At 62.2% G+C, this 24,312-nt stretch carries 17 protein-coding genes; 11 read left to right on the top strand and 6 right to left on the bottom strand.

Translation table 11 applies throughout. The features are described 5' to 3' along the window. Positions 1-8: 8 nt before the first annotated feature. The 9 genes from PGN27_RS11065 to PGN27_RS11025 all read left to right on the top strand — a co-directional run bounded on the left by PGN27_RS11065 (position 9) and on the right by PGN27_RS11025 (position 9,964). The gene (locus PGN27_RS11065) at positions 9-1,211 is read left to right on the top strand and encodes an MCE family protein (protein ID WP_335326162.1); all 1,203 of its coding nucleotides are present in this window, start codon (positions 9-11) and stop codon (positions 1,209-1,211) included. After that, complete coding sequence (locus PGN27_RS11060; RefSeq protein WP_335326161.1) at positions 1,211-2,248, top strand: MCE family protein; 1,038 nt, start codon at positions 1,211-1,213, stop codon at positions 2,246-2,248. Before PGN27_RS11065 ends, PGN27_RS11060 begins: the two co-directional genes overlap by 1 nt. After that, positions 2,241-3,299 carry an MCE family protein gene (locus tag PGN27_RS11055; protein ID WP_335326160.1) on the top strand — a complete coding sequence of 353 codons (1,059 nt, stop codon included), beginning with the start codon at positions 2,241-2,243 and terminating at the stop codon, positions 3,297-3,299. The genes PGN27_RS11060 and PGN27_RS11055 overlap by 8 nt, the downstream gene beginning before the upstream one ends. Beyond that, a complete protein-coding gene (locus tag PGN27_RS11050) occupies positions 3,296-4,681 on the top strand; it encodes an MCE family protein (protein ID WP_335326159.1) in 1,386 nt (461 codons plus the stop codon). The genes PGN27_RS11055 and PGN27_RS11050 overlap by 4 nt, the downstream gene beginning before the upstream one ends. Then, positions 4,678-5,841, top strand: coding sequence for an MCE family protein (locus PGN27_RS11045; RefSeq protein ID WP_335326158.1), 1,164 nt, complete (start codon positions 4,678-4,680; stop codon positions 5,839-5,841). Before PGN27_RS11050 ends, PGN27_RS11045 begins: the two co-directional genes overlap by 4 nt. Continuing rightward, positions 5,841-7,604, top strand: coding sequence for an MCE family protein (locus tag PGN27_RS11040; RefSeq protein ID WP_335326157.1), 1,764 nt, complete (start codon positions 5,841-5,843; stop codon positions 7,602-7,604). Before PGN27_RS11045 ends, PGN27_RS11040 begins: the two co-directional genes overlap by 1 nt. After that, positions 7,605-8,309, top strand: coding sequence for an Rv1363c family protein (locus PGN27_RS11035; RefSeq protein ID WP_335326156.1), 705 nt, complete (start codon positions 7,605-7,607; stop codon positions 8,307-8,309). Beyond that, entirely contained in the window at positions 8,309-8,794 is a 486-nt protein-coding gene (locus PGN27_RS11030) for an Rv1363c family protein (RefSeq protein WP_335326155.1), read from the top strand. The genes PGN27_RS11035 and PGN27_RS11030 overlap by 1 nt, the downstream gene beginning before the upstream one ends. Positions 8,795-9,034: 240 nt before the next feature. Further along, complete coding sequence (locus PGN27_RS11025) at positions 9,035-9,964, top strand: SAM-dependent methyltransferase (protein ID WP_335326154.1); 930 nt, start codon at positions 9,035-9,037, stop codon at positions 9,962-9,964. 10 nt (positions 9,965-9,974) lie between these two features. Here PGN27_RS11025 and PGN27_RS25730 read toward each other — a convergent pair whose 3' ends face one another. From PGN27_RS25730 to PGN27_RS11005, 5 genes are all read right to left on the bottom strand, one after another. Next, entirely contained in the window at positions 9,975-10,505 is a 531-nt protein-coding gene (locus PGN27_RS25730) for a nitroreductase/quinone reductase family protein (RefSeq protein WP_418888585.1), read from the bottom strand. 8 nt (positions 10,506-10,513) lie between these two features. After that, positions 10,514-11,692: a thiolase family protein gene (locus PGN27_RS11020; RefSeq protein ID WP_335326153.1), complete on the bottom strand. Its 1,179-nt coding sequence runs from the start codon at positions 11,690-11,692 to the stop codon at positions 10,514-10,516. Positions 11,693-11,720: 28 nt separating this feature from the next. After that, the gene (locus tag PGN27_RS11015; RefSeq protein ID WP_335326152.1) at positions 11,721-17,888 is read right to left on the bottom strand and encodes a type I polyketide synthase; all 6,168 of its coding nucleotides are present in this window, start codon (positions 17,886-17,888) and stop codon (positions 11,721-11,723) included. A gap of 5 nt (positions 17,889-17,893) precedes the next feature. Continuing rightward, on the bottom strand, positions 17,894-19,297 hold the full coding sequence (locus PGN27_RS11010) for a cytochrome P450 (protein ID WP_335326151.1): 1,404 nt from the start codon (positions 19,295-19,297) through the stop codon (positions 17,894-17,896). A gap of 439 nt (positions 19,298-19,736) precedes the next feature. Next, on the bottom strand, positions 19,737-20,894 hold the full coding sequence (locus tag PGN27_RS11005; RefSeq protein ID WP_335326150.1) for an LLM class flavin-dependent oxidoreductase: 1,158 nt from the start codon (positions 20,892-20,894) through the stop codon (positions 19,737-19,739). 152 nt (positions 20,895-21,046) lie between these two features. Here PGN27_RS11005 and PGN27_RS11000 point away from each other — a divergent pair, with 152 nt between their 5' ends. Together PGN27_RS11000 and PGN27_RS10995 are read left to right on the top strand one after the other, a co-directional pair. After that, positions 21,047-22,462, top strand: a complete 1,416-nt coding sequence (locus PGN27_RS11000; RefSeq protein WP_335326149.1) for an FAD-dependent oxidoreductase — start codon at positions 21,047-21,049, stop codon at positions 22,460-22,462. Next, positions 22,459-22,881, top strand: a complete 423-nt coding sequence (locus tag PGN27_RS10995) for a limonene-1,2-epoxide hydrolase family protein (RefSeq protein WP_335326148.1) — start codon at positions 22,459-22,461, stop codon at positions 22,879-22,881. Before PGN27_RS11000 ends, PGN27_RS10995 begins: the two co-directional genes overlap by 4 nt. Here the strand turns inward: PGN27_RS10995 and PGN27_RS10990 are convergent. After that, positions 22,878-24,308: an alpha,alpha-trehalose-phosphate synthase (UDP-forming) gene (locus tag PGN27_RS10990; RefSeq protein ID WP_335328704.1), complete on the bottom strand. Its 1,431-nt coding sequence runs from the start codon at positions 24,306-24,308 to the stop codon at positions 22,878-22,880. The genes PGN27_RS10995 and PGN27_RS10990 overlap by 4 nt on opposite strands. Positions 24,309-24,312: the final 4 nt, after the last annotated feature.

The following is a 24,312-nucleotide window of genomic DNA, read 5'->3' as shown; positions in this document are numbered from 1 at the left end:
GCCAGACGATGTCAGACGGATTCGCCAAACGCAGCCATGTCAGGATCGCCGCCGCGATCCTGGCCACCGTCGTGGTGATCGCGGTGGTTCTCACCTACCTGTTCTTCACCGCGGCATTCACCGCCACGGACACCGTGACCGTCACCTCGCAGCGGGCCGGTCTGGTGATGGAGCGCGACGCCAAGGTCAAGTACCGCGGGATCCAGATCGGCAAGGTCGCCAATATCGAGTACGCCGGGGATCAGGCCAAGCTGACGCTGTCGATCGATCGCAGCCAGATGCGGTTCATCCCGTCCAATGCCGTCGTCAAGATAGGCGGTACCACAGTCTTCGGTGCGAAATCGGTGGAGTTCCTGCCGCCGCCGGAACCGCGCGGCACCACCCTGCAGGCCGGGACGAATATCCAGGCATCGTCTGTCCAGCTCGAAGTCAACACGCTCTTCCAGACGCTGACCGATGTGCTGCACAAGGTCGACCCGGTGAACCTGAACGCCACCGTCACCGCGCTCGGTGAGGGCCTGCGGGGCCACGGTGAAGACCTCGGCGTCGCGATGTCCGGCCTGAACAGCTATCTGGCCCAGCTCAATCCGAAGCTGCCCACGGTCCAGGACGACCTGCGCAAGACGGCCGTCGTCGCGGGGATCTACGGTGACGCGGGTCCCGATCTGGCCAGCATCTTCGACAACGCGCCGCGGGTGGCCCAGACCATCGTCGACGAGCAGGACAGCCTCAACGCCGCGCTGCTGGCCGCCACCGGGCTGGCCCAAAACGGCACGGCCACCCTGGAACCCGCTGCCGACGACTACATCGCCGCCATCCAGCGATTGCGCGCGCCGCTCAAGGTGGTGGGTGAGTATTCGCCGGTATTCCCTTGCATATTGCAGGGCACCGCGATGGTCATCGACACCTTCGCACCGATCATCGGCGGAATCCGGCCGGGCCTGTTCGTGGCGTCGAGCTTCATCCCGGGTGCCCCGTCGTACACGTACCCGGAGAGTCTGCCGATCGTGAACGCCTCGGGCGGCCCCAATTGCCGCGGCCTGCCCGATGTTCCCGGCAAGCAGGCCGGCGGCTCCTGGTACCACACCCCGTTCCTGGTGACCGACAACGCCTACGTGCCTTTCCAGCCCAACACCGAGCTGCAGTTCAATGCGCCGTCCACACTGCAGTTCCTGTTCAACGGTGCCTTTGCCGAACGGGATGATTTCTGATGAACAGCGAGCGCAGGACCCTCATCAATGTCGCGGTTTTCACCATGGCCATGGTGCTGGTGGCCGCCGGGTTAATCGTGGTGTTCGGGCAGTTCCGGTTCGCCTCCAGCAACCAGTACCACGCGACGTTCACCGAAGCCTCGCGGCTCAAGACCGGTCAGGACGTGCGGATCGCCGGTGTGCCCGTCGGCTCGGTCAGTGCGGTGACCCTGAACCCGGACAACACCGTCGATGTCGCCTTCGATGTCGACAAGCGCTACCAGCTCTACACCTCGACCCGCGCGGTGGTGCGCTACGAGAACCTCGTCGGTGACCGCTATATGGAGATCACCTCCGGCCCAGGCGAATTGCAGAAGCTGCCGGCAGGGTCGACGCTCTCGACGGCCAACACCCAGCCCGCGCTGGATCTCGACGCGCTGCTCGGTGGGTTGCGACCCGTGCTCAAGGGCCTGGACGGCAACAAGGTCAACGAGGTCAGCAATGCCGTCATCGAACTGCTGCAAGGCCAAGGCGGGGCCATCCAGAGCATGTTGGCCAGCACCAGCTCATTCAGCCAGAACCTGGCCGCCCGCGACCAGCTGATCGGCGACGTCATCACGAACCTGAACACCGTGCTGGGCACCATCGACGACAAGGGTGAGCAGTTCAATGCCAGCGTCGACGAGCTGCAGAAGCTGATCACCGGTCTGGCCGAGAACCGTGATCCCATCGCTGGGGCGATCGCACCACTGGCCAGCGCCGAGAACGACCTGACCGAGATGTTGCAGGCGTCGCGGCGGCCGCTGCAGGGTGTCATCGAGAATGCCCGGCCGCTGATGCAGCGGATGGACGAGCGCAAGGCCGATATCAACAAGGTCATCGAGCCGCTGGCCGAAAACTACCTGCGGCTCAACGGTCTTGGTGCCTACGGTGCGTTCTTCAACATTTACTACTGCTCCATCCGGATGAAGATCAACGGCCCCGCCGGTAGCGACATCCTGATCCCGTTCGGTGGACCGCCGGACCCGTCGAAGGGGAGGTGTTCGGCAAGTGGCTAGCCCCGATCGCAGTAACCCGTTGCGCACCGGCATCCTCGGTATCTTCGTGGTGTCCTGCCTGGTGCTGGTGTCCTTCGGGTACACCGGACTGCCCTGGTATCCGCAGGGCCGCAACTACGAGGCATATTTCACCGATGCCGGCGGTATCACCCCCGGCAACGATGTGAACATCTCGGGGATCAACGTCGGCAAGGTCAACTCGGTCTCGTTGGCCGGTGATCAGGCCAAGGTCGGATTCACGGTGGACCGCAAGATCAAGGTCGGCAACCAGACGCTGGTGGCCATCAAGACCGATACCGTCCTCGGCCAGAAGTCGTTGTCGGTCACCCCCGGCGGCAGTGGCGATTCCACCGTCATCCCGGTGAACCGCACCACCACGCCATATACGCTCAACACTGCGCTGCAGGATCTCGGTGGCAACGTCAGTGCACTCGACAAGCCGCGGTTCGAGCAGGCCCTGCAGACGCTGACCGATACACTGCGCGATGCCACCCCACAGTTGCGCGGCGCCCTGGACGGGGTCGCCGACCTGAGCCGTAGCCTCAACAAGCGCGACGCCGCGCTCGAACAGCTGCTGTTGCATGCCAAGAACGTCTCGCAGACGCTGGCGGAACGCTCCGGACAGGTGAACCAGCTGATCACCGATGGTAACCAGCTCTTCGCAGCCCTCGATGAGCGCAGGCAGGCGCTCAGCACGCTGATCGCCGGTATCGATGATGTGTCTCAACAGCTTTCGGGGTTCGTCGCCGACAACAAGCGCGAGTTCCTGCCCGTGCTGCAGAGGCTGGACGCCGTCATGGCGAACCTGCTGGAGCGCAAGGAACACATCGGGGAAGCCCTCAAGCGGCTGCCGCCGTATGCCACCGCGTTGGCCGAGGTCGTCGGTAACGGCCCGGGCTTCAACATCAACCTCTACGGGCTGCCGCCTGCGACCATGTCCGAGGTGCTGTTGGACACCTACTTCCAGCCCGGCAAGCTGCCCGACAGCCTCGCCGACATGCTGCGCGGATACATCTCCGAACGGACTCTGATTAGGCCGAAAACGCCATGACGCAACCGAGATCGAAAAGACCGACCTGGCTGCGCGGAGCCGTCGCGGTGGCCCTCGTCGCGCTGCTCGCGGTCGGCATCTACCTGGTGTTGCCGAACCGAGGCGGACACAAGATCGTCGCCTACTTCCCGACCGCGGTCGGGCTCTATCCCGGTGACGATGTCCGGGTCGTCGGCGTTCCGGTGGGCCGGATCGACTCGATCCAACCGCGTGCCGACGACGTCAAGATCACCATGACCGTGCAGGACGACGTCCGCGTACCCGCCGACGTGCGGGCGATCATCATCGCCCCGAACCTGGTCTCGGCCAGGTTCATCCAGCTCACCCCGGCCTACACCGGTGGGGACACGCTGGCCGCCGGTGCCGAGATTGGGATGGATCGCACCGGCGTGCCGGTCGAGTGGGACGAGGTCAAGGAACAGCTCACCGCGTTGAGCACCCAGCTCGGACCGAAGGAGGGTGGCCTGCAGGGGCCGCTGACCACCTTTGTCAATCAGGCCGCCGACACCTTCGACGGCAATGGCGACTCGTTCCGGCAAGCGCTGCGCGAGCTGTCCCAGACCGCCGGCCGCCTCGGCGACTCACGGGCCGATCTGTTCGGGACAATTCGCAACCTCCAGGTGTTGGTCAACGCGCTGTCCAACAGCAACGAACAGATCGTCCAGTTCACCAACCACGTGGCATCGGTGTCGCAGGTGCTCGCCGACAGTTCCGCCGATCTCGACAACACCCTCGGTGTGCTGAACACCGCACTCGGTGACGTCCGTGGGCTGCTGAGTGAGTCGAACTCGTCGCTGATCAAATCGGTGAACAGTCTGTCCGAGTTCACCCAGATCCTCACCGATCACAGCGATGACATCGAGCAGATCCTGCACGTGACGCCGAACGGTCTTGCCAACTTCTACAACATCTACAACCCCGCGCAGGGCACCGTCGCCGGTCTGCTGTCGCTGCCCAACTTCGCCAACCCGGTCCAGTTCATCTGCGCGGGCACCTTCGACACCGGCGCGAACCCGGACAATTACAAGCGCGCCGAGATCTGCCGACAGCGGATGGGCCCGGTGCTCAAACGCATCACCATGAACTACCCGCCCATCCTCTTCCACCCGATCGACAGCATCACCGCGTACAAGGGTCAGATCATCTACGACACCCCGGCGACGGAGGCCAAGTCTCGGACGCCCGTGCCCTACCTTCAGTGGCAACCGGCGCCGGGGGTGACCCCGCCGACCGCCCCGCCGGGTGGCAACCTCAGCCAGCTCATCCTGCCGCCGCCGGCCGTGGAAGGTCAGATCTCCCCGGCGGGACCGGTCCCGCCGCCGCCTCCGATGGGCACCGGGCCGCTGCCCGGTCCGGCACCGTCGGAAGGAGCGGGTGGATGACCCGGATGCTGTTGCGGGGCGGCGCGCTAGGCGCGTCGGCGCTGGTGTTGGCCGGTTGTCAGTTCGGTGGACTCAACTCGCTGAACATGCCGGGGACCGCCGGTCATGGTGCCGGCTCGTATGTCATCACCGCCGAGCTGCCCGATGTGGCGACGCTGCCGCAGAACTCGCCGGTGATGCTCGACGATGTCACCGTCGGCAGCGTCTCCGGTATCGAGGCCGTGCAGCGGCCCGACGGCACCTTCTACGCCGCTGTGCAACTGTCACTGGACGGTGATGTGGATCTGCCGGAGAACGCGACGGCGACCGTCGCTCAGACCTCTCTTCTGGGGTCCCAGCATGTGCAGTTGGCGCCACCGGTCGACGATCCGGTGGGCAAGCTCAAGCAGGGTTCGAGAATCCCGCTGGGTGCCATCGGGCGCTATCCCACCACCGAGGAGGTGCTCTCCGCCCTCGGGATCGTGGTCAACAAGGGCAATCTCGGTGCGCTGCAGGACATCACCGATGAGGCCTACGCCGCGGTCGCCGGCCGATCCGGAAGTTTCGCCGGTCTGCTGCCCCGGTTGACCGAGTTGACGGCATCCCTGGACCGCCAGACCGATGACATCATCGCCGCGGCCGACGGGCTGAACCGGTTCGCCTCGATCTTGGCGCGCAGCAAGGACAACCTGGGACGCACGCTGGACACGCTGCCCAACGCGCTGCTGGTGCTGAACAACAACCGGCAGAACATCGTCGACGCGTTCACCGCACTGCGCGGCTTCGCCGAGGTGGGCTCGCGGGTGCTCTCGGAGACCAAGGACGATTTCGCCGCCGATCTCAAGGATCTGTATCCGATCATCAAGGCGCTGAACGACAATGCCGATGACTTCATCAAGGACCTGGAGTTCCTGCCGACGTTCCCGTTCCACTACAAATACCTGCGCAGTGCGGTCCGGGGTGACTACTTGAACGTGTTCGTGACCTTCGACCTGACCGTGCGCCGGTTCGGCGAAACCCTGTTCCCCACGTCCTTCTTCGACCCGAACATGAAGCGGCTCAACGAGGTGATCAACCCGCCGGACTTCCTGACCGGTGCAGTAGCCAATCTGTCGGGCCAGGCGGCGGACCCGTTCAAGATTCCACCGGGTACCGCGACTCAGCACGGAGAGGCACCGTAATGCTGACCCGTCTGACCCGCCTGCAGCTGTCCATCTTCGCAGTGGTGACGGTGTTGACCGTCACCGCCATCTCGGCGTTCTACCTGCACGTGCCCGCGACGCTGGGAATCGGAACCTACAACGTCACAGCCAATTTCGTGGCCGGCGGCGGTCTGTATCAGAACGCCAACGTCACCTATCGCGGTGTCACCATCGGTCGGGTCGAGGAAGTCGGGCTGACCGATGACGGTGTGGCCGCCAAGATGCGGTTGAACACCGACACCGAGGTACCCGCCAATGTCACCGCCACCGTGAAGAGCGTGTCCGCGGTCGGTGAGCAGTACATCGATCTGGTCCCGCCGGAGGGACAGGCCGATTCCGAGCTACTGCGCAACGGTTCGACCATCGGGGTGGAACGCACCGCGATCGGCCAGGACATCGCCGGACTGCTCAAGCAGGCCGATGACCTGGTCAGCAGCGTCGGCGATGCCCGCATCCAGGATCTGTTGTCGGAGACCTTCAAGGCCTTCAACGGGTCAGGTCCCGAGCTGGCCCGGCTCATCCAGTCCGGTCGCGATCTGGTCGACGAGGCCAATGCCGCCTATCCGCAGACCGCACAGCTGATCGACGAGGCCGGCCCGTTCCTGGACGCCCAGATCGAGTCCGGAGACAACATCCGTGCCACCGCCGACGGCCTGGCGCGGCTGACAGGTGAGATCGCCAATGCCGATCCGCAGCTGCGTTCGGTGCTGCAGACGGTGCCGGGTGCCGCCGCCGAGGCCAATGTGACGTTCGAGGGGATCCGGCCGACGTTCCCGGTGCTCGCCGCCAATCTGGCGAACGTCGGTCGAATCGGCGTCATCTATCACAAGTCGATCGAGCAGGCACTGGTGATCTTCCCGGCTCTGCTGGCCGCGCTGTACACGGTCGGTACCGGTCTGCCCTCCGACGAGGGCGGCAAGCTGGATTTCAAGATCAACCTGGGCGATTCGCCGCCGTGTTCGGTCGGCTTCCTGCCCCCGACGGAGATCCGTTCGCCGGCCGACACCACGTTGCGTGAGTTGCCGACCGATTTGTACTGCAAGACGGCACAGAACGATCCGTCGGTCGTGCGCGGTGCGCGTAACTACCCGTGCCAGGAGTTCCCCGGTAAGCGGGCACCGACTGTGCAGCTGTGCCGCGATCCGGTCGGATACGTCCCTATCGGCAGCAACCCATGGCGCGGGCCACCGGTGCCCTATGGCACCCCGATCACGGACCCACGCAACATCACGCCGCCGAACAAGTTCCCGAACATCCCGCCGGCGGCGGATTACGATCCTGGCGCGCCCGCCGTGCAGTTGCCGCCGGGTGTGCAACCGGGGCCGGGTCCGGCACCCAACGCGCCGTTCCCGAACCCGGTGCCGCCGAACAACAATCCGCCGGCACCCCCGTGGCCGTTCTATGCCCCGCCGGATCAGGTGCTGCCGCCCTACGGTCGGCAGGTGCCTGCTCCGCCGCTGCCGCCGGGTACGCCGATCTACCGGCCGCCGGGTTCAGAGGCCCCGGCTCTGGCGCCACCGCCCGAGGCGCTGGTGCCGCCCCCGCCTGCACCTCCGATCCCGGGTCCGCTACCCGCCGAACAGCCCGTGGCCAGCGCGTCCCTGACGACCACCTACGATCCGAAGACGGGAGTGTTCGCCGATCCCACGAACGGCGGCACCGGAGTGTTCGCATCCGGGAGTGATAAGTTCACCCCCGCGGAGAATTGGGTGGATCTGATGATGGCGCCAGGACAGCTGTAGATGGTTGACGGAGAAACGACCGACAACACCGACACCGCTAGGGAGCAGACCCGCAAGGTAGTGCGCCGGCGGGCGTCCCGGGCCGCCGGTCCGGCAGGCGCGGGTGCCACCGATGTGGCCACGACTCTGCCGGCGCCGACGGCCACAGTGCCCGCGTCGGTGCGCGCGATGCAGCTACCGCCGCGCAAGCCGCACCGGGCGCTGGTATCGCTGGTGTCCGCGGTGGCAGCCCTGGTCGCCGCGGCCCTGTTGGTGACCGCCGTCGTGGTGCTCACGGTGCAGCGACGTGAGGCGGCCGACAGTCAGGCCCGCGAACAGCGATTCGTCGACACCGCCTCGCAGACGGTGATGAACATGTTCAGCTACGACCAGGACAGCATCGACGAGAGCGTGAACCGTTTCGTTGACGGCACCAGCGGACCGTTGCGCGACATGATGAGCCAGGACAACAACGTCGACAACCTGAAGGCCATCTTCCGTGACACCAATGCCAGCTCCGAGGCTGTCATCAGTGGTGCGGCACTGGAGAAGATCGACGAGATCGGCGGCAACGCATCGGTTCTGGTGTCGGTGCGGGTGACGGTCACCGATATGGACGGCGTGAACACCCCGTCACAGCCGTACCGGATGCGGGTGATCGTGCACGAGGACGGCAATGGCCACATGACCGCATACGACCTGAAGTACCCCGAAGGGGGCAACTGATGCGCACCCGACTCATCCAGACGGCGTCGATGTTGTTCGCCCTCGCCTTGGTCGCGCTGGCGGCCGTCGCGGGCGGCCTGTATTGGGACAGGGTGCAGACGCGAGCGGCGCAGGCAGCCGAGGCCGAGTTGCCCGCTCTGGCCATCCAGCAAATTCCGCGGGTCTTCGGCTATGACTTCCAGACGGTGGAGCGCAGTCTGTCCGAGGCGGCGACGCTGCTGACCCCGGATTATCGGCGCGAGTTCGAGGACCGCGCCGCCAAGGACATCATCCCGCAGGCCCGGGAGCGTCAGGTGGTCAGCCAGGCACACGCCGTCGGTGCCGGAATGCTGAGTGCGCAACGGGATTCGGCATCGGTGCTGGTCTTCATGAACCGCACCGTCACCGACAAGTCCAAGGAGTCGGTGTACGACGGCAGCCGGCTGAAGGTCGACTACCAGAAGGTCGACGGCCGCTGGCTGATCAGCTACATCACGCCGATCTAGTCAGGGCCGGTCCCGTCAGGTGATCGAGCGATACCTGTTGGCCAGTTGCTGAGCAGCTTTCGGCCGACTCGGCCGTGGACTTCCGCCATGCAGTATGTGGGACTGTCAGTGCGGGCTACATCGAAATAAGGTCGGTCACGAGATACTGTTTGGGCCGGGGTAATTCATGCTTGATAATCGGTCCCTCCAGCTCCGCTCCATTTCAGATACGACGCGCAAATTCTGAGTACTATCGAGGCTGTGACTGTCGCGGAATATCGTCGGCCCACGCCCCTGCCTCGACGAGTATTGCGGTGGCTCAAGGAGATGGGCCGCGTCGCTGCACTGGGCGGCGGCAGTGGCGCGGAGCGTGCCGGCAAACTCTATGACGGCATCGTCGGAACGTCTAATCTGATCGGCGAGAATTCGTTGTACGTGAACTTTGGATATTGGAAGAACAATCCAGGTTCTATGGACGACGCATCTGCCGAGTTGGTCCGATTGGTGGGACAGGAAGCCGATCTGAATTCCGATGACGTACTCATCGATGTCGGCTGTGGGTTTGGCGATCAGGACTTCTTGTTCATGAAAGAGTTTGTGCCGCAGAAGATTATCGGAGTAAACGTGTCTGCCAAGCAGATCGAGATTGCCAACTCGCGCGCCATCGATCTTGATTTGGGCGAAAGGGTTCGATTCGTACACGGCTCGGCTGACGATCTCCCACGTGATGATTCCACCGCGAGCAAGATCGTTGCTGTGGAGTCGGCATTTCACTTCCCGTCCCGGGAAAAGTTCTTTCGGGAGGCCTACAGGGTGTTGAGTCCGGGTGGAAGGTTGGTTACCGCCGACATTATTCCGCTTCCGGCCCAACAGGTCACGGGTGCCGTACGATGGTTCCCGCTCATCGGCGCCTACGTGCGGTCCATCTTCATGTCATCTGGCAAGAAGCGGATTACGTCCGATGATTATCGGAATTTACTGCGAAGAGCCGGATTGGAAAATATCAAGCTGTACTCCATTCGAGACTACGTGTTCGGGCCCCTCGAAGACTTCAGTAGCGCGCGGCTCAAGCGCGGGGAGCTCAAGGAAGTCAACCCAATCGGCCGCATCTTCTACGCACGTCTAGGCATGCGAGCGTGGTGTCCGTGGTTGGACTACGTCATCGTGGTTGCCGACAAACCTGTGCAGTAATCGCGACGTCTCAACCGGCGACACGTAGGCGGAACACCGGGAGCTCGCGGCGAGTTCGATCTTGACACTGAGCCAAGTAGGGTGAAAGAGCCGTAATTTCGTGCCAGACACCAGGTCGTTCTATTCCGACAATGTGTTCCGCGATGCAAGGCAGTTCTTTTCCGCGAATGTTCACGGCGCATTCACTTCCACTCTGCAACCAAGCGCTCCAGCGTGGTTGGATCTCTCGACCCCAGTTTGTGCCAACGATGTAAAGGGCGCCGTCGAGCGTCAAATACTGAAGGGGAACCATGACAACGCCGTTCGGGCGGTTGATCAGCAGCGTCAATGAAGGGATGCCTGCGAGGGCAGAACTCGTCCAGCGTCCCTTAGTCAACCGGTACAGTGCTCGATCTGAGGATACGGTCAGCCACCTGAGCGGGAATGCAATGCGTCGGTGACCGATGGCACGGAGGAATTTGCGGTAAAAGGCGAATAACCCTGTACGCGAGTCTGATTCGCGCCAATCTTGGTGCCTTCCGATATCTGGCAAGTTGCGCATTCCCTAACTCACGAACCTGAGCCAGTGGGGTGTGGCAGGACGTTGAGTACCACGCTCGCACCCACTCCGCCAGCGCCGACGATCGCACCGGCTCCCAAACCGCCGCCGCGGCGCTGCAGTGCATTAATTAGGGTACCGGCGACACGGGTACCCGAGCCTGCGTACGGATGCCCGAGGGCTAGACCACCGCCATAGACGTTGATGAGGTCGCGGTCGATCTCCAGGTCCTTTTCGAACGCGAGACCAATGGAAGCATACGAATCATGTATCTCGTATAAGTCGATGTCATCGAGACGGATGCCGGCCACGTCGACTGCCTTTCGCAGTGATGCCACTGCCGCTGCGGTTGCCTTGTCCGGCTCGGTTGCCTTGACCGACCAACCGATTATCTCGGCCAGCGGGGTCAAACCTTGTTCTGCGGCGAAGTCGGCGTCCACGATGACTGCTGATGCCGCTCCGTCGGTCAAGGCCGTTTGATTTCCTACCGTGACCGTGAACTCGGGCCCCAGGAAGGAGTCCATGCTCGCCAGCAGATCCAAGTCAAGTCCACGGTGCGGCAGTTCGTCGGCGAAGGCCTCGCCGTTCTCAGTGGCCACGGCGACTTTCTCGGTATCGAGCAGATCGAGTTCAATTGCAGCAACAGCCAAAGCATGTGCCCTGCAGGCCCATTCGTCGATCTCCGTACGGGTCAGACCGAACATCTTCGCGGTTCCTTCCCCGAGCGTGATCACGAGGTCCAGCACGGGCGCGTCGCCCATACCCGGATGGCTTGGTGAGCACTCCTGCTCAAGGATTCCGGTTTGCAGAAATTGCGGTGTCACAAACTTCGACTGCGAGATCGAAGAGACTCCACCCGCGATCACGCACCGGCTCATACCGGATCGGACCGATGCGACTGCATGATGGATTGCCAGCATCCCGGAGGCACAGAACCCGCCGATCGCCACGCCTGGGGTATCCGGGGGCAGTCCGAGATCCAACGCGGTGTAGCGCGCTATGCACCCGCCACCTTGATAGACCTCGCCCAGCATGATGTTGTCGATATGGCGTGGGTCCACGCCGGAGCGGTCGATCGCTCCTCGGACGGCTTCCTTGGCGAGGTTGAACTCCGAACTGCCCGCCAGTTGTCCGGAAAAGGCGCGGGTGAAAGGAGTTCGTGCGGTGGATACGATCACCGGTGGTTTCACGGGCTACTACCTCACTGTTGTTCGAGCCTCATGGGTTGGTGCTTGACATGATGTATTCCGCCAGGCGGTGCGGTGTATTGCAATCGAAGACAACAGAGGCATCCAGTCGCAGCCCGGTCGCGGTGTTGAGTCGATTCCGAAGTTCGACTGCAGTCATCGAATCGAAGCCGATCTCTCGGAATGGCTTGTCGGGATCGACTTCGTCGGAATCGTCTAGGCCGAGAGTACTTGCAATCTCCTGATTCACCTTTGCCAGCGCGGTGTCCAATCCGCTTATGCGGACGGGCATAGATGCAGGTATTGGTACGGAAGATGGATTGTGCTGCGGGGCCAGCTGCTCGATGCTTGCGCACAACACCACCGAATCGGAATCGTGCAACGCACGGTCCAGAGCTTGCAAAGCGCTCGCCGGGTCGAAACTAAGAACGCCGAGTTGGCGTAGGGGCTGATCGCTGCGAGCCAACGCCGTTCGAGTGAGAGAACTGGGTTCACTCCACAGCCCCCAGACAACGGAAGTGGCAGGAAGGCCTCTTGCCATCCGAAACGCGGCCAATCCGTCAAGATATCCGTTGGCGGCAGCGTAGTTGGCCTGACCTGGGCTGCCGAGGGTGGCTGCGACCGACGAATACATCGCAAACATGGAAATCCCGAGATTGCTCGCCCATTCGTGCAAATGGTAAGCGCCAAGCGCCTTCGAACGGAAGACGGAATGAAGGTGTGATCGTTGCATCTGGGTGGCCAGCACATCGTCCAACGTTCCTGCCGCATGAACGATACCGCTAATTGGATAGCCAGGTGGCGCGACCGCCGAAAGCTCTTCCATGACAGCACGGTTGGATACGTCACCGACCACAACCTGCATTTGTGCACCGAATTCGGCGATCTCGTGTCGAAGTGCGGCCACGGCATCTGGATAGCCGCCGGACCGGGATAGCAGGATGAGACTTCGGCATCCCCAGGACTGAACTGCGTGCCGTGCGGTGTGCATGCCAGCCATGCCCGTGCCACCTGAAATGACGAGTGTCCCGGTGGACAAATCTGTAGTCTTGGTCGGTAGGACCACCACGTGCTTTCCGGTCTGTTGTCCGGTGCTCATGTAGCGCAGTACTTGGCGGAGCTGTCGGATGTCCCAGCACTGGATGGGCATCCCCTGCCAGCCACCCGAACAAATGAGATCCGCAATCTTCGTGAAAGTTCTACCGTAGTAACCCGGTTCGAATTTCGTCATGTTCACTGGGTAGTAGGCAACGCCAGGATAGTCGGTCTCGATCTCGGAGAGTGAGCGAACATCGCGCACCCCGATCTCGATGAACTTCCCTTGCGGAGCCATGATACGAAGTGTCGCGTCGACCAGTGGACCGGAGAAGGCATCGATGGCCACATCGACGCCGACACCGCCGGTCGCAGCGTGGAACCGGTCACTGAAGCCGGCATCCCGCGATGACGCAATGTGGTCCTCGGGTATGCCCAGCGAACGCAGGAATTCATGTTTGGCGGGGCTTGCGGTCACATAGACATCAGCGCCTATGCACTGGGCGAGGAAGACTGCAGCCATCCCGGTACCGCTCGCCGCCGAATGGATCAGGATCGAATCCCCGCGCTTGAGCTGAGCGAGTTCGATGAGGGCGTGGTATGCGGTGATATACGCCGTCGGAATGGCAGCCGCCTGGGCAAAGGTCCACTCGCTCGGCACTTTCGCCAGCTGCCGATAATCGACGGTCACCGAATCTGCGAAGGTGCCGCTGCAGTACCCGAAGACACGATCGCCAACCATCAGATCGTCGACTTCTGAACCAACCTCGACCACGATGCCAGAGACTTCAAGTCCAAGAGGCGACGGCTCGGGATAGATGTTGTGAGCGATCATCACATCACGGAAGGCGACGCCGGCTGCCCGGACCGCGACTACCACCTCTTGAGCATCCGGAGCTTCCACAGGGCGCTCGTGCGCCGTGATGGCATCAACCATCCCGTCGGCGCTAGGGACGATTTGCCAGTGAGTGAAATTGTCGACATCGATCGACTTTTCAGTTCTCCTACGGATTTTTGGCGTCAGTACAACGCCTTGTCGTAGGGCTGCCTCATCGATGCCGGAAGCAAATACCATGGCGAGTTGATCAACCAGCGAGTCGGTATGGTCTGAGTCGACGAGCACGATACGGCCGGGCTCCTCTCGCTGGATCGAGCGAACCAAACCCCACACAGCTGTGGCAGTCGGATCGATGCGCTCCCCGCGCCCAGTGTCCACGGCACCGGCGGTGACCACGAACATGCAGGTGTTCTTCAGCGTCGCGCTGGCGAGCAAATGCTGCACTGCAATAAGAACTTCCGCCACGGCCGCTTCCGCCCTCGTCGGGCACGGGTCGACGTCGGACGCCGACGTGGGCAGAACCCACACGATTCCCGGTGGGGGGCGGTCCGATCCCTGCAGCTCGGTGACGAGTGTGGGAACGTCTACATGGCAATCGATCTGGCCGTTTGTACCGACGGCACTGGGTGGAGGTCCGACGAAGGACCAGCGATCAGGAATTGGTTTCTGCTCACCACTTTGGCCGCGCCGGAGCCGCTCCCAGCGGAGTTCCTTCGCGGTGAGGTCCTCGGCTGTTGGGCTCGGCGTTCTCGCGGTATCGGCGAGATGCGGTGCCGAGTCGCGCATGGTCAGTGCGGCGACTGACATGAGTGGAACGTCGTCGGAATCACAGACCGACACTGTAATCGCACGGTCATCAAGGTTCGCCAGCGTTATTCGAAGCCGGTCACTCCGAGCTGCTGGTACGCGGACCGACTGCCAACAGAATGGCAGTTTCATGCCCTCGTCCACAGGGAGCAGCGCTCCAGCGGCACACAACTGTAGGCCCGCGTCGAGTGCTGCCGGGTGGATCACATATCCGGCGCCGTCCGAAACAGTTGCCGGCAATGTCACCTCTGCATACGCTCGGCCGGCGGCTACCCAGGCACGGGACAGGCCGCGGAACGCCGGCCCGTAGCGATACCCTGTTTTGCCGAGGTCTCGGTAGAACCTGTCTAAGTCGATCCGGACTGAGCCCCGCGGCGGCCACACCGGTGCCGTAGTAGCCGGGCGGGGCTCGGAATCCGGGGAACCCAGAAAGCCGGTTGCGTGCAGTGTCCATGGGTTCGGTCTTGCGGGATCACCCGCATCGGAGTGCATAGAGATCTCGGTGTGCATCCCGTGCGGTCGTCGGACTGCGATCTGAATCTGCACTGACTTTTCGGGCGAGATTGTCAATGGTGCGACGAGTGTCAACTCGCGGACCGCGTCGAGTCCCTCTTTGCGGCACACCGCTAACGCCAGTTCCAAGAAGGCAGTTCCAGGCAGGATCACGCGATCCTGTACGACGTGGTCGAGCAGCCATGGATTGCTGGTAGCCGATATCGCTCCGCTGTACACGGTCAGATCACCCGCTGCGATCCGGGTGACGTCATTCAGGAATGGGTGGATCACACTGTCTGCGGCGGATGACCGCCGTGGTTTCGGAAGGTCTGCCCAGTATCTCTTCCGAGAGAACGGGTATGTCGGCAGATCCACCGTGGAAGCTCTCGCAACGTCGAAGCAGGACGTCCAATCGATGTCGGCGCCGGCGCAGTGTAGGACCGCGGCTGATTGCAGGAAACGTTTGATACCGCCATCGTCGCGACGCAACGTACCGGTGGCGACGATGGCGGTATCCGAATCTTGCGCGGACTGTTCGATTGCCGGCACGAGTACGGGGTGCGGACTGATCTCAACAAAGGTGTCGAAGCCGTCGGCCAGAGCAGCGGATACAGCGGATCTGAAATTGACTGGTGCTCGCAGGTTTTCGTACCAGTATTCGCTGTTCGCCAGCGCCGGATCGAGCTGGGCGCCGGAGACAGATGAGTAGAATACTGTGGTGGTCGCCGCCATCGGCCTATCCCCTAATGCGGTGCGCAGCGTCGCGGCCAACGGTTCGACATGGGACGAGTGCGATGCGTAGGTGACGGGCAGCATGTGCGCCTCTATCGCTTCGGATGCGCATCTGTGCAGAAACACATCGATTGATGCGGTGTCTCCGGCGACGATAACGGAACGGGCGCTGTTGACTGCCGCGATCTCGATGGATTGGGCGAGCTCGAGAGCGAGATGCTGGACTGACTCCAAGGGGGCGTGCACGGCGACCATGGCGCCGCGCCCGGAGATCTCAAGGAGAGCCTGACTGCGTAGTGCCACGATACGGGCTGCCTCGTGCAACGATAGCGCCCCAGCCACGCAGAGCGCTGCGATCTCACCCTGCGAGTGTCCGATAACTCCGGTCGGCACCACGCCGTAGGAACGCCAGAGGGCATCAAAGGCCACCATTATCGAGAACAGGCACGGCTGGACTACGTCCACCCGGTCGTAGGACAGGGCGGACCGTCCGCAGATCACCTCGGTGATCGACCAGTCGAGGTACGGAGCCAATGCCTCATCGCATTCGCGCAGACGCGCGGCGAACACGGGTGACTCTGCGTAGAGCTCTCGTCCCATCGAATCCCATTGGGATCCTTGCCCGGGAAAGACAAATGCCACCTTCCGTGCGCGAGCGCGGCCTGTTATCAGTCCAGGGGCCGATTTTCCGTCTGCAAGTCGCGACACACCCTTGATCACTTCCTCGGTGTTGCCGACAAGCACTGCCCGGTGCTGGTGCGCAGACCGCGTGCGTAGTAAGGACCACGCAATGTCGGCGGGATCTACTCCTGGACGTTCTGCCATCCAGTCCCGCAGCTGAGCAGCCCTATTGTGAAGACATTCCTGCGATTTGGCTGATACGAAGACAGGCAAATTCTGTGGCGCATCGTTCGGCGACGTCGACAAGCGGCTCGCCGCGCGGTCTCCGGCGTCGTACTGTTCCAGCACCACATGTGCGTTGGTTCCGCTGATACCGAACGAAGATACCGCCGACCGTCGCGGTGAACTCATGTCGTCCCAAGCGCGTTTCTCGGTGAGGATGCGGACGTCCCCGCTGCTCCATTCGACTCGTGGGGTCGGACGTCGGACGTGCAAGGTTTTGGGCATCGTGCCATAACGCATGGCCATCGCCATCTTGATGACGCCGCCAACGCCAGCCGCCGCCTGAGAATGGCCGACGTTCGACTTGAACGATCCGATCCACAACGGCCTCCCGTCCGGCCTGTGCTGGCCGTATGTCGCAAGCAGGGCACCGGCTTCCGTAGTGTCACCGAGAATCGTTCCGGTTCCGTGTGCCTCGACTACATCGATGTCCTTTGGTTCCAACCTGGCATCGGTCAGCGCACTCAGAATTAGCTGTTCCTGCGCGGTCTGACTCGGTGCGGTCTGGCCGTCGGAGGTGCCATCTTGATTGATCGCGCTCCCGCGGATCACAGCGGCCACCGGGTGGCCCGCGCGCACCGCATCGGAGAGCCGTTCCAGGAAGAGCACCCCGGCGCCCTCACCGACGCCCATCCCATCGGCATCGTCGGAGAACGCTTTGCTGCGTCCGTCCGCGCTGAATGCGTGCTGCCGAGAGAAGTCTATGATGAAAGCCGGCGTCGACATCACGGTGATACCGCCGGCCAGCGCATAGCGGCATTCGCCCGCGCTCAGAGCTCGGGTGGCGAGGTGCAGAGCGACCAACGCCGACGAACACGAGGTATCAAGGGTGATTGCTGGTCCACGTAGACCCAGCAGATAGGCGATCCGTCCGGATAGCACGCCGCGGGAGTTACCCACCGAGACGTGACCCTCGAACTCGCCGAAGCCTCTGTCGGAATCCGTGGCATCGGCGAGGAACCGATCTCCGTACTCGTCCCAGATCTCGCCGAAGTAGACGCCGGTCGCACTGTCGCGTAGTGACACGGGATCGACATGACCGCGTTCGATGGCCTCCCATGCGAGTTCGAGCATTATGCGGTGTTGCGGATCGGTGATCCGGGCCTCTCTCGGTGAGAGGTTGAAGAAGGAAGCGTCGAAGTCCGCGGCGTCATAGAGAAAGCCGCCCCCGGCCGTGTAGGTGGTGCCGGGTGCATCAGATTGACCACCACCGCCACACAGATGCGTGAGATTCCATCCTCTGTCTGTGGGGAACGCACCGGTCGCGTCGATACCGTCCAGTACTGCCTTCCAGAGTTTATCGGGGGAGTCGATTCCACCGGGAAACCGGCACGACATTCCAACGATGGCAATCGGCTCGTGACCAAGTTCATTGGCATCAGAGGACATGCTGATCAGATATCCGACTGCCGGGGCAAAGGTGCATCAACCACGGGTGTCGCCCGACGTTGATGACGGGTGGATCCAGCACGGATGTTCATACTCAAAGCCAGATCGACTCCGTATGTGTATCTGCCTTTGAGCGCGAAGCCTGGATCTTCAAAGCGGAAGTTCTTGCGGTACAGCAGCCGTGCAACGGTTAACGGGATCAACACCTCAGCGATTCGCTTACCGATACAAAGGTGGTGTCCGCGGCCGTACGGCGAGTATGCCCCGGACGGCAGATGGGTTTGATCGCGCAGGAACCGCTGGGGTTTGAACTCGAACGGATGCTCGAAGTACTCGGGAGACATTTGCGGTACGCACGTCGCGATCATTACCTGCTCACCGCTGCGGACCAGGTGGTCGGCGAAAGTGAAATCTCTTGTCGCATGGCGCATCAATGCCGGCACAGAGGGGCACAACCGCATCGTCTCCTTCACCGTTGCCTCGAGGTAGGGTGCGTGCCCGGCAACGATGTCACCGTTGATGGAGTCGTTCGCATCGAAGAGTCTGTCGACTTCACCCCGCACCGTATCCAGTGTGTTGGAGTCGGCGAGCACGTTATAGAGCACTGCGGCAACAGTGTTCGATGCAGTGTCCATACCGGCCAAAAATGGCCCGTAGAGGTTGAGCGGCAACTCGTAGTCGGTCATGAGATCGGGACGCTGTTTGTGTGCGGCGATGAGGTCGTCGAACAGGCGTGCTCCTGAGCCTTGTGCCTCGGCGCGACCAGAGCGGTCGAGGAACAGCCTGGTGATCCGGTCCGCGTCAGCCATCAGACAGGCCTTTGCCCGGCGGTACTTTGGCAGCTTGAGCATTGCCGCCGGCCATCGTTTGAGTAGATGCACGTTGGTCGACCAGTGTATTTGGGTACGGATGTGGTCGATGCCATGAAACAGGATCTGATCGGCGATGGCGATACTGATCTCATCGATGATGAGTTCTTGAAGCCTGGGCACCGCGTCGAGCAGGGCACCCGGTTGCAGGTTCGCATCGATCCAGGAATCGATGACGTGCACGATGCGGTCGTACCGACCGTCGAGTGATCGACGTGAGTATCCCCGTTGCATCATCTCGCGGAACGCGGTGTGTGCGTCGCCGTCAGCGGCAACCAGTGCTTTGTCACTGCCGTACTCGCCGATCATCCCGATCCACGATGGTCCGGATTCCAGGTTGGCCTTGCCTTCTCGTGACCCGACGAAGGTCACAGCATCGATACCGGCGAGCACGACGAACTTCCTGTTCAGTGCCCGTACCCGAAACACCGGTCCGTGTTTCTCATACTGTTCGCAGAGGAATCTGGGTAGACCGTTGAACAGCGGCAACACACTCCCAAATATTAAATTGCCGTCTGCTACAGGGGTTTTCGCAAGCACGTTCCGTCACTTCCGTAATTGACGTATCGCAGTCCAAACTCGGTTGGGCTCGACTACTACGCGGCCTTTTTAGTCGAAGGTGAACCCGGTGAGTTCTCGTCAGCACCCTTGGATAAAAGGGGCGAGTTAACATGGCCGTAGCCACATGGGTAAATTGCTGAAAGCGCATACGCGTGCTCGATCGAAACCGTGATGGTCAACATCGACGGATACCGACGACGCCAGAAAGTATCAGCATGGACGCGCGGTTCGACTTTATCCTCCCCCCAAAAAAGGCGCCGCAGCTCATTTGTAACACGTTCTAGTTCGGAACGTCTACGATTCGCGCCGGTTTCGCGGCGAACCTGGTCAGAACTGTGGGAAAGCGGTGATGACGCGCATTTGAAAGTCCGATCTCAACCGAGCTTTCGGCAGGGACTGGTATCGTCCGCAGTGATCCCTAGAGTCTCTTGAGTAGCCTGCAGATCCTCGCGTACGGCGCGACCGACGCCAGACCCTTGGCTAGGCTCGGCTGCATGAAGCCCATCTGGGCGAGCACGATATGACGTACTCCGCAGTCTCGCCATTGCGCGGCTTGGTCTACGACATCTGCGGGTGTGCCATGCAGGACGGTGTCGCGAACCATCTCTGCCGGGATGTCTTCGATGAGTGAGAGCACAGTCGGTTCATCCATGTCATGTGGAACCAGATCCTGGGCACCAGAAAAGCCTGCACCCAGCGGGTGCTGGGAGCCGTAGCGCGAGAACAATTCATCGGAAGCGGTGAGCAGCCATGCCCGCATCGCATGGGATTGCAGCGCTTCGTCGACGTCGTTGCGAGACCTGCCCGTCACGACCGGCAGGAATACTGCCGGCGTGATGGACATAGGATCACGGCCGGCGTCGGAGGCCGCCGTTCGAACGATCTCCAGGCGATGGGCGTAGTCCTGGGTGCTGTGCAGGAACGCGGGAAAGTAGCCGTCTCCGTAGCGTCCGGTGGCCCTCAGCATACGAGGTCCGTGAGCGCCGATCCAGATCTGAGGCCACTCTCCACGATACGGAGGAAGGTCAAAAAGTGCGTTACGTAACGGAAAATACGGTGATTCGCGATTGACGAGTCTGCCCTTGGAGTTCCACAGTGCGCGGATCGTCGCCAGAGCCTCCTCGAATCGGGAAACCGGTTTGGACCATTCGACCCCGTACGGTTCGTTTCCTTCCCGTTCCCCCGGACCGACGCCGAGGATTGTTCGTCCTTTGGTAAGAATGCTGAGAGTTGCCGCAGCTTGAGCGGTGACCGCGGGATTACGGCGACCGGTATCTGTGACGCCGATACCTAATGTCATGTTGCGCAGCCGGCCTATTCGGTTGCGAGCCGCCGTGAACCCGAGCATGGTCCACGGTTCCATGTAAGCATCACCAGAAGGTAAGAGCTTCGCGACTCCACAGTATTTCGGATTCCACAGTGCGCGCGGAAACATCGAGTTGAGGTGGTCGGGCACCCAGAATGAATCAGCGCCACCCGCTGCCGCCCCGATCAGATAGTGCGCCCGGCTGTACGCGCCTCCCGCTTTTTCGGCAGCGATTATTCCGTCTGTTACTCCAACTTTGATCCGCGGCACGGATCGAGTGTAAGAGCTGTGCGGCATTGTTCTGGCGGAATTCGAACGTCCAACGATCCCGGTGGCAGCGGCTATCCGCTGTTGTACAGTCGCATTCGATGGCCGTGGATCCGCCGCAGCGGGTCCAGTTCTAGCCGGGGGACGATGTGTACATGACTGCATCAGGGAGTGTGCTGGGCGAGCGGGCCATCGTCATGGGGGCCGGCATGGCCGGCTTGCTCGCGGCCCGCACTCTGTCGGATTTCTTCGAGCAGGTGACTGTTGTCGAACGAGACCGACTTCCTGGTCATCCTTTGCAACGCAAGGGAATACCGCAGGGCAGGCATTTGCACGGCATTCTCAGTCGTGGTTCCCAGATACTAGAGGAGTTGTTTCCGGGCATTCTCGCCGAGATCACTGCGGGTGGGGGGCACGTCCTGGACGACGGCAACCTGGCTCGGGTGTGTACACGGGTGGGACGGTCTGGGCTCAACCGGTCCCAGAGTTTCGCGGATCCACGGGCACTAGTTCTGCACTTGGCCAGTCGGCCGCTGGTGGAGTTCGCTGTTCGCAGCCGCGTCATAGCGCTGGGGAACATAGATTTCGTCGACAACAGCGATGTTGTGGGTTTAATTGCGGCACAATCGGGAAGCGTGTCGGGCGTGCGGGTCGCAGACCGGTTCAGTGGGGCTACCGCGGACCTCACCGCAGACTTTGTCGTAGATGCCATGGGTCGGGGAACGCGAACACCGGCCCTACTGGCGGCACTTGGTTACCAGAATCCGGTAGAGCAACGCTCGAGTGCGAAGGCGACATATTCCAGCCAGTTGATCCAAATGGAGTCGGACGCCTTCCCCGAGAGGCTGTTGATGATCGTACAGCCGGGCCCTGGAAATCTCCGTTGCGGCTTGATGGCACAGGAACGCGGCACCTGGATGCTGACAGTCGGCAGGCTAGCCGACGATCCCGCACCTCCGAGGGATTTGGCGGCGATGATCACTCAGGTGGCGCAATTTATGCCGCCGGCGATTTTGGCGGGGTTGCGGCGGGCCACACCGTTGGGGAAAGCCTCAACCTTCCGCTATGCCGGGGCTGTCTGGCGGCGCTACGACAGTATGGTTCGCCCCCCACTGGGATTGGTAGTTGTTGGTGACGCGCTGTGCAGTCTGAATCCGATCTATGGACAGGGCAGCACCATGGCCGGGCTCAATGCGCTTGCGTTGCGCGCATATCTGTTGACAGGCAGCACGGCGACACCCAACGATTTTTATCGAATGGTGGCGGCCGATATCGGTCCGATATGGGAGATGAACGAAACAAACGATCTGGCGCAATCGGGACGTTCGCCGGTCTCGATCGCTACCAATTGGTTGGCTAGTATGGCGTTATCGGCTGCGGAGAACGACATCGCACTCACCGAGGCTTTCTACCGAGTCACCAACTTGGTCGATCCGCCTTCGAGATTGCGCGACCCGAGACTGATCGCCCGCATGGTCTGGGGGAGTCTCGTGCGTGGGCCCTCGAGTGTCATTGGCGCAGTGCGGAAGGTCGGAGTCCACAGCGTGCGTGACCTGAGGTGCAAGCGATGAGCGACCTAGACAGCGAGGCGAAGAACCCTGCCGACGTCGTCGAAGGGTACCTGAGCGCATTAGAGCAGGGTGACTTTGATACTGCATATATGTTGTTGGCTGACGACGTCGTTTTCCATAACGTGGGGCTACCGGTACTACGCGGTCGCGACCGCACCGTCGGGCTCTTCCGGAAGATGATGCGATGGATCAGATTCGAGGCTGTGATCGACCACATCGCGGTGGAAGGATCGTGCGTTCTCACCCTGCGGCGGGATGTCATGATCCTCGGCCCCTTGCGATTACGTTTCTGGGTATGGGGAATCTTTGAGGTCAGAGAAGGGCGAATCGCCCTGTGGCGTGAGTACTTTGACTACTTTGCGATGTTCAGGACAACGTGGCGCGCTGTCGCCGGGCTGGTGATTCCGTCGTTGCGCTAGTTGTTGCTGGACTGGGCAAGCGCATCCAGGAACGACCGTGCCCAACGGTCGACATCGTGGGCTAGGACCTGCCGGCGCAAAGCGCGCATCCGGCGCCTGCCCTCCTCGGGCGTCTGGTTCAAGGCCTGTTCGATGGCATCACGCACACCATCGGTGTGGTGCGGGTTGCACAGATAGGCCTGGCGCAATTCCGCTGCGGCGCCTGTGAATTCGGAGAGGACCAGGGCGCCGCCGAGATCGCTGCGGCAGGCGACGTACTCCTTGGCCACCAGGTTCATCCCGTCGCGCAACGGGGTGACCAACATGACGTCGGCGGCGACGAAGAAGGCGATCAGGTCATCGCGGGGGACCGGCCGATGCAGGTAATGCACCACGGGGTGGCCGACCTCGCCGTACTCACCGTTGATGTGGCCGACCTGACGCTCGATACCCTCGCGCATCTCGATATAGCTCTCCACCCGCTCGCGACTCGGTGTGGCCAACTGGACCAGCACCGTATCGGAACGGTCGGCCCGATCCTCGGCCAGCAGCTCGGAGAAGGCTTTCAGCCGGACGTCGATGCCCTTGGTGTAGTCCAGCCGGTCGACGCCGAGCAGCAGCTTGCGCGGGTTGCCCAACTCGGCGCGGATCTCGCGGGCGCGCTGACGGATGCTGCGGGCGCGCGCCTTGCGGTCGAGTTCGGCCGAGTCGATGGAGATGGGGAAGGCGCCCACCTTGACGGTGCGGAAGCCGATCTGCACCTCACCGAAGCGGGAGCGCACGCCGATCGTGGCGCGGGAGGTGTTGGCGCCCAGCAGGCGACGAGCCAGGATCAGGAAGTTCTGCGCGCCGCCGGCCAGGTGGAACCCGACCAGGTCGGCGCCGAGGAGTCCCTCGATGATCTCGGTGCGCCAGGGCATCTGCATGAACAGTTCCACCGGCGGGAACGGGATGTGCAGGAAGAAGCCGATGGTCAGATCGGGTCGCAGCATGCGCAGCATCTTGGGGACCAGCTGCAGCTGGTAGTCCTGGATCCAGACGGTGGCCCCCGGCGCGGCGGCACGCGCGGTGGCTTCGGCGAAGCGCCGGTTCACCTCGACGTAGCGATCCCACCAGTGTCGGTGGTACTGCGGTTTGACGATGACATCGTGGTACAGCGGCCAGAGGGTGGCGTTGGAGAAACCCTCATAGTACAGCGCGACGTCCTCGGTGGACAACCGCACGGGATAGAGCTTGAGGTCCTCTTGGACGATGGGCTCTTCGTCACCGTCCGGAACACCCGGCCAACCGATCCATGCACCGCTCTGCTTGCGCAGTATCGGCTCCAGCGCGGTCACCAGGCCGCCAGGGCTGCGCTTCCAGGTGGTCGTTCCGTCGGGGAGGCGAACCTGGTCGATCGGCAGCCGGTTGGCGACGACAACGAAGTCGGCGTGCCCGGATTCCGGGATGGAG

This window comes from Mycolicibacterium neoaurum, from assembly GCF_036946495.1.
In the GTDB taxonomy this organism is placed as follows: domain Bacteria; phylum Actinomycetota; class Actinomycetes; order Mycobacteriales; family Mycobacteriaceae; genus Mycobacterium; species Mycobacterium neoaurum_B.
Note: the sequence above shows the minus strand (reverse complement) of the source record. Positions and strands in the feature narration are given on the sequence as shown.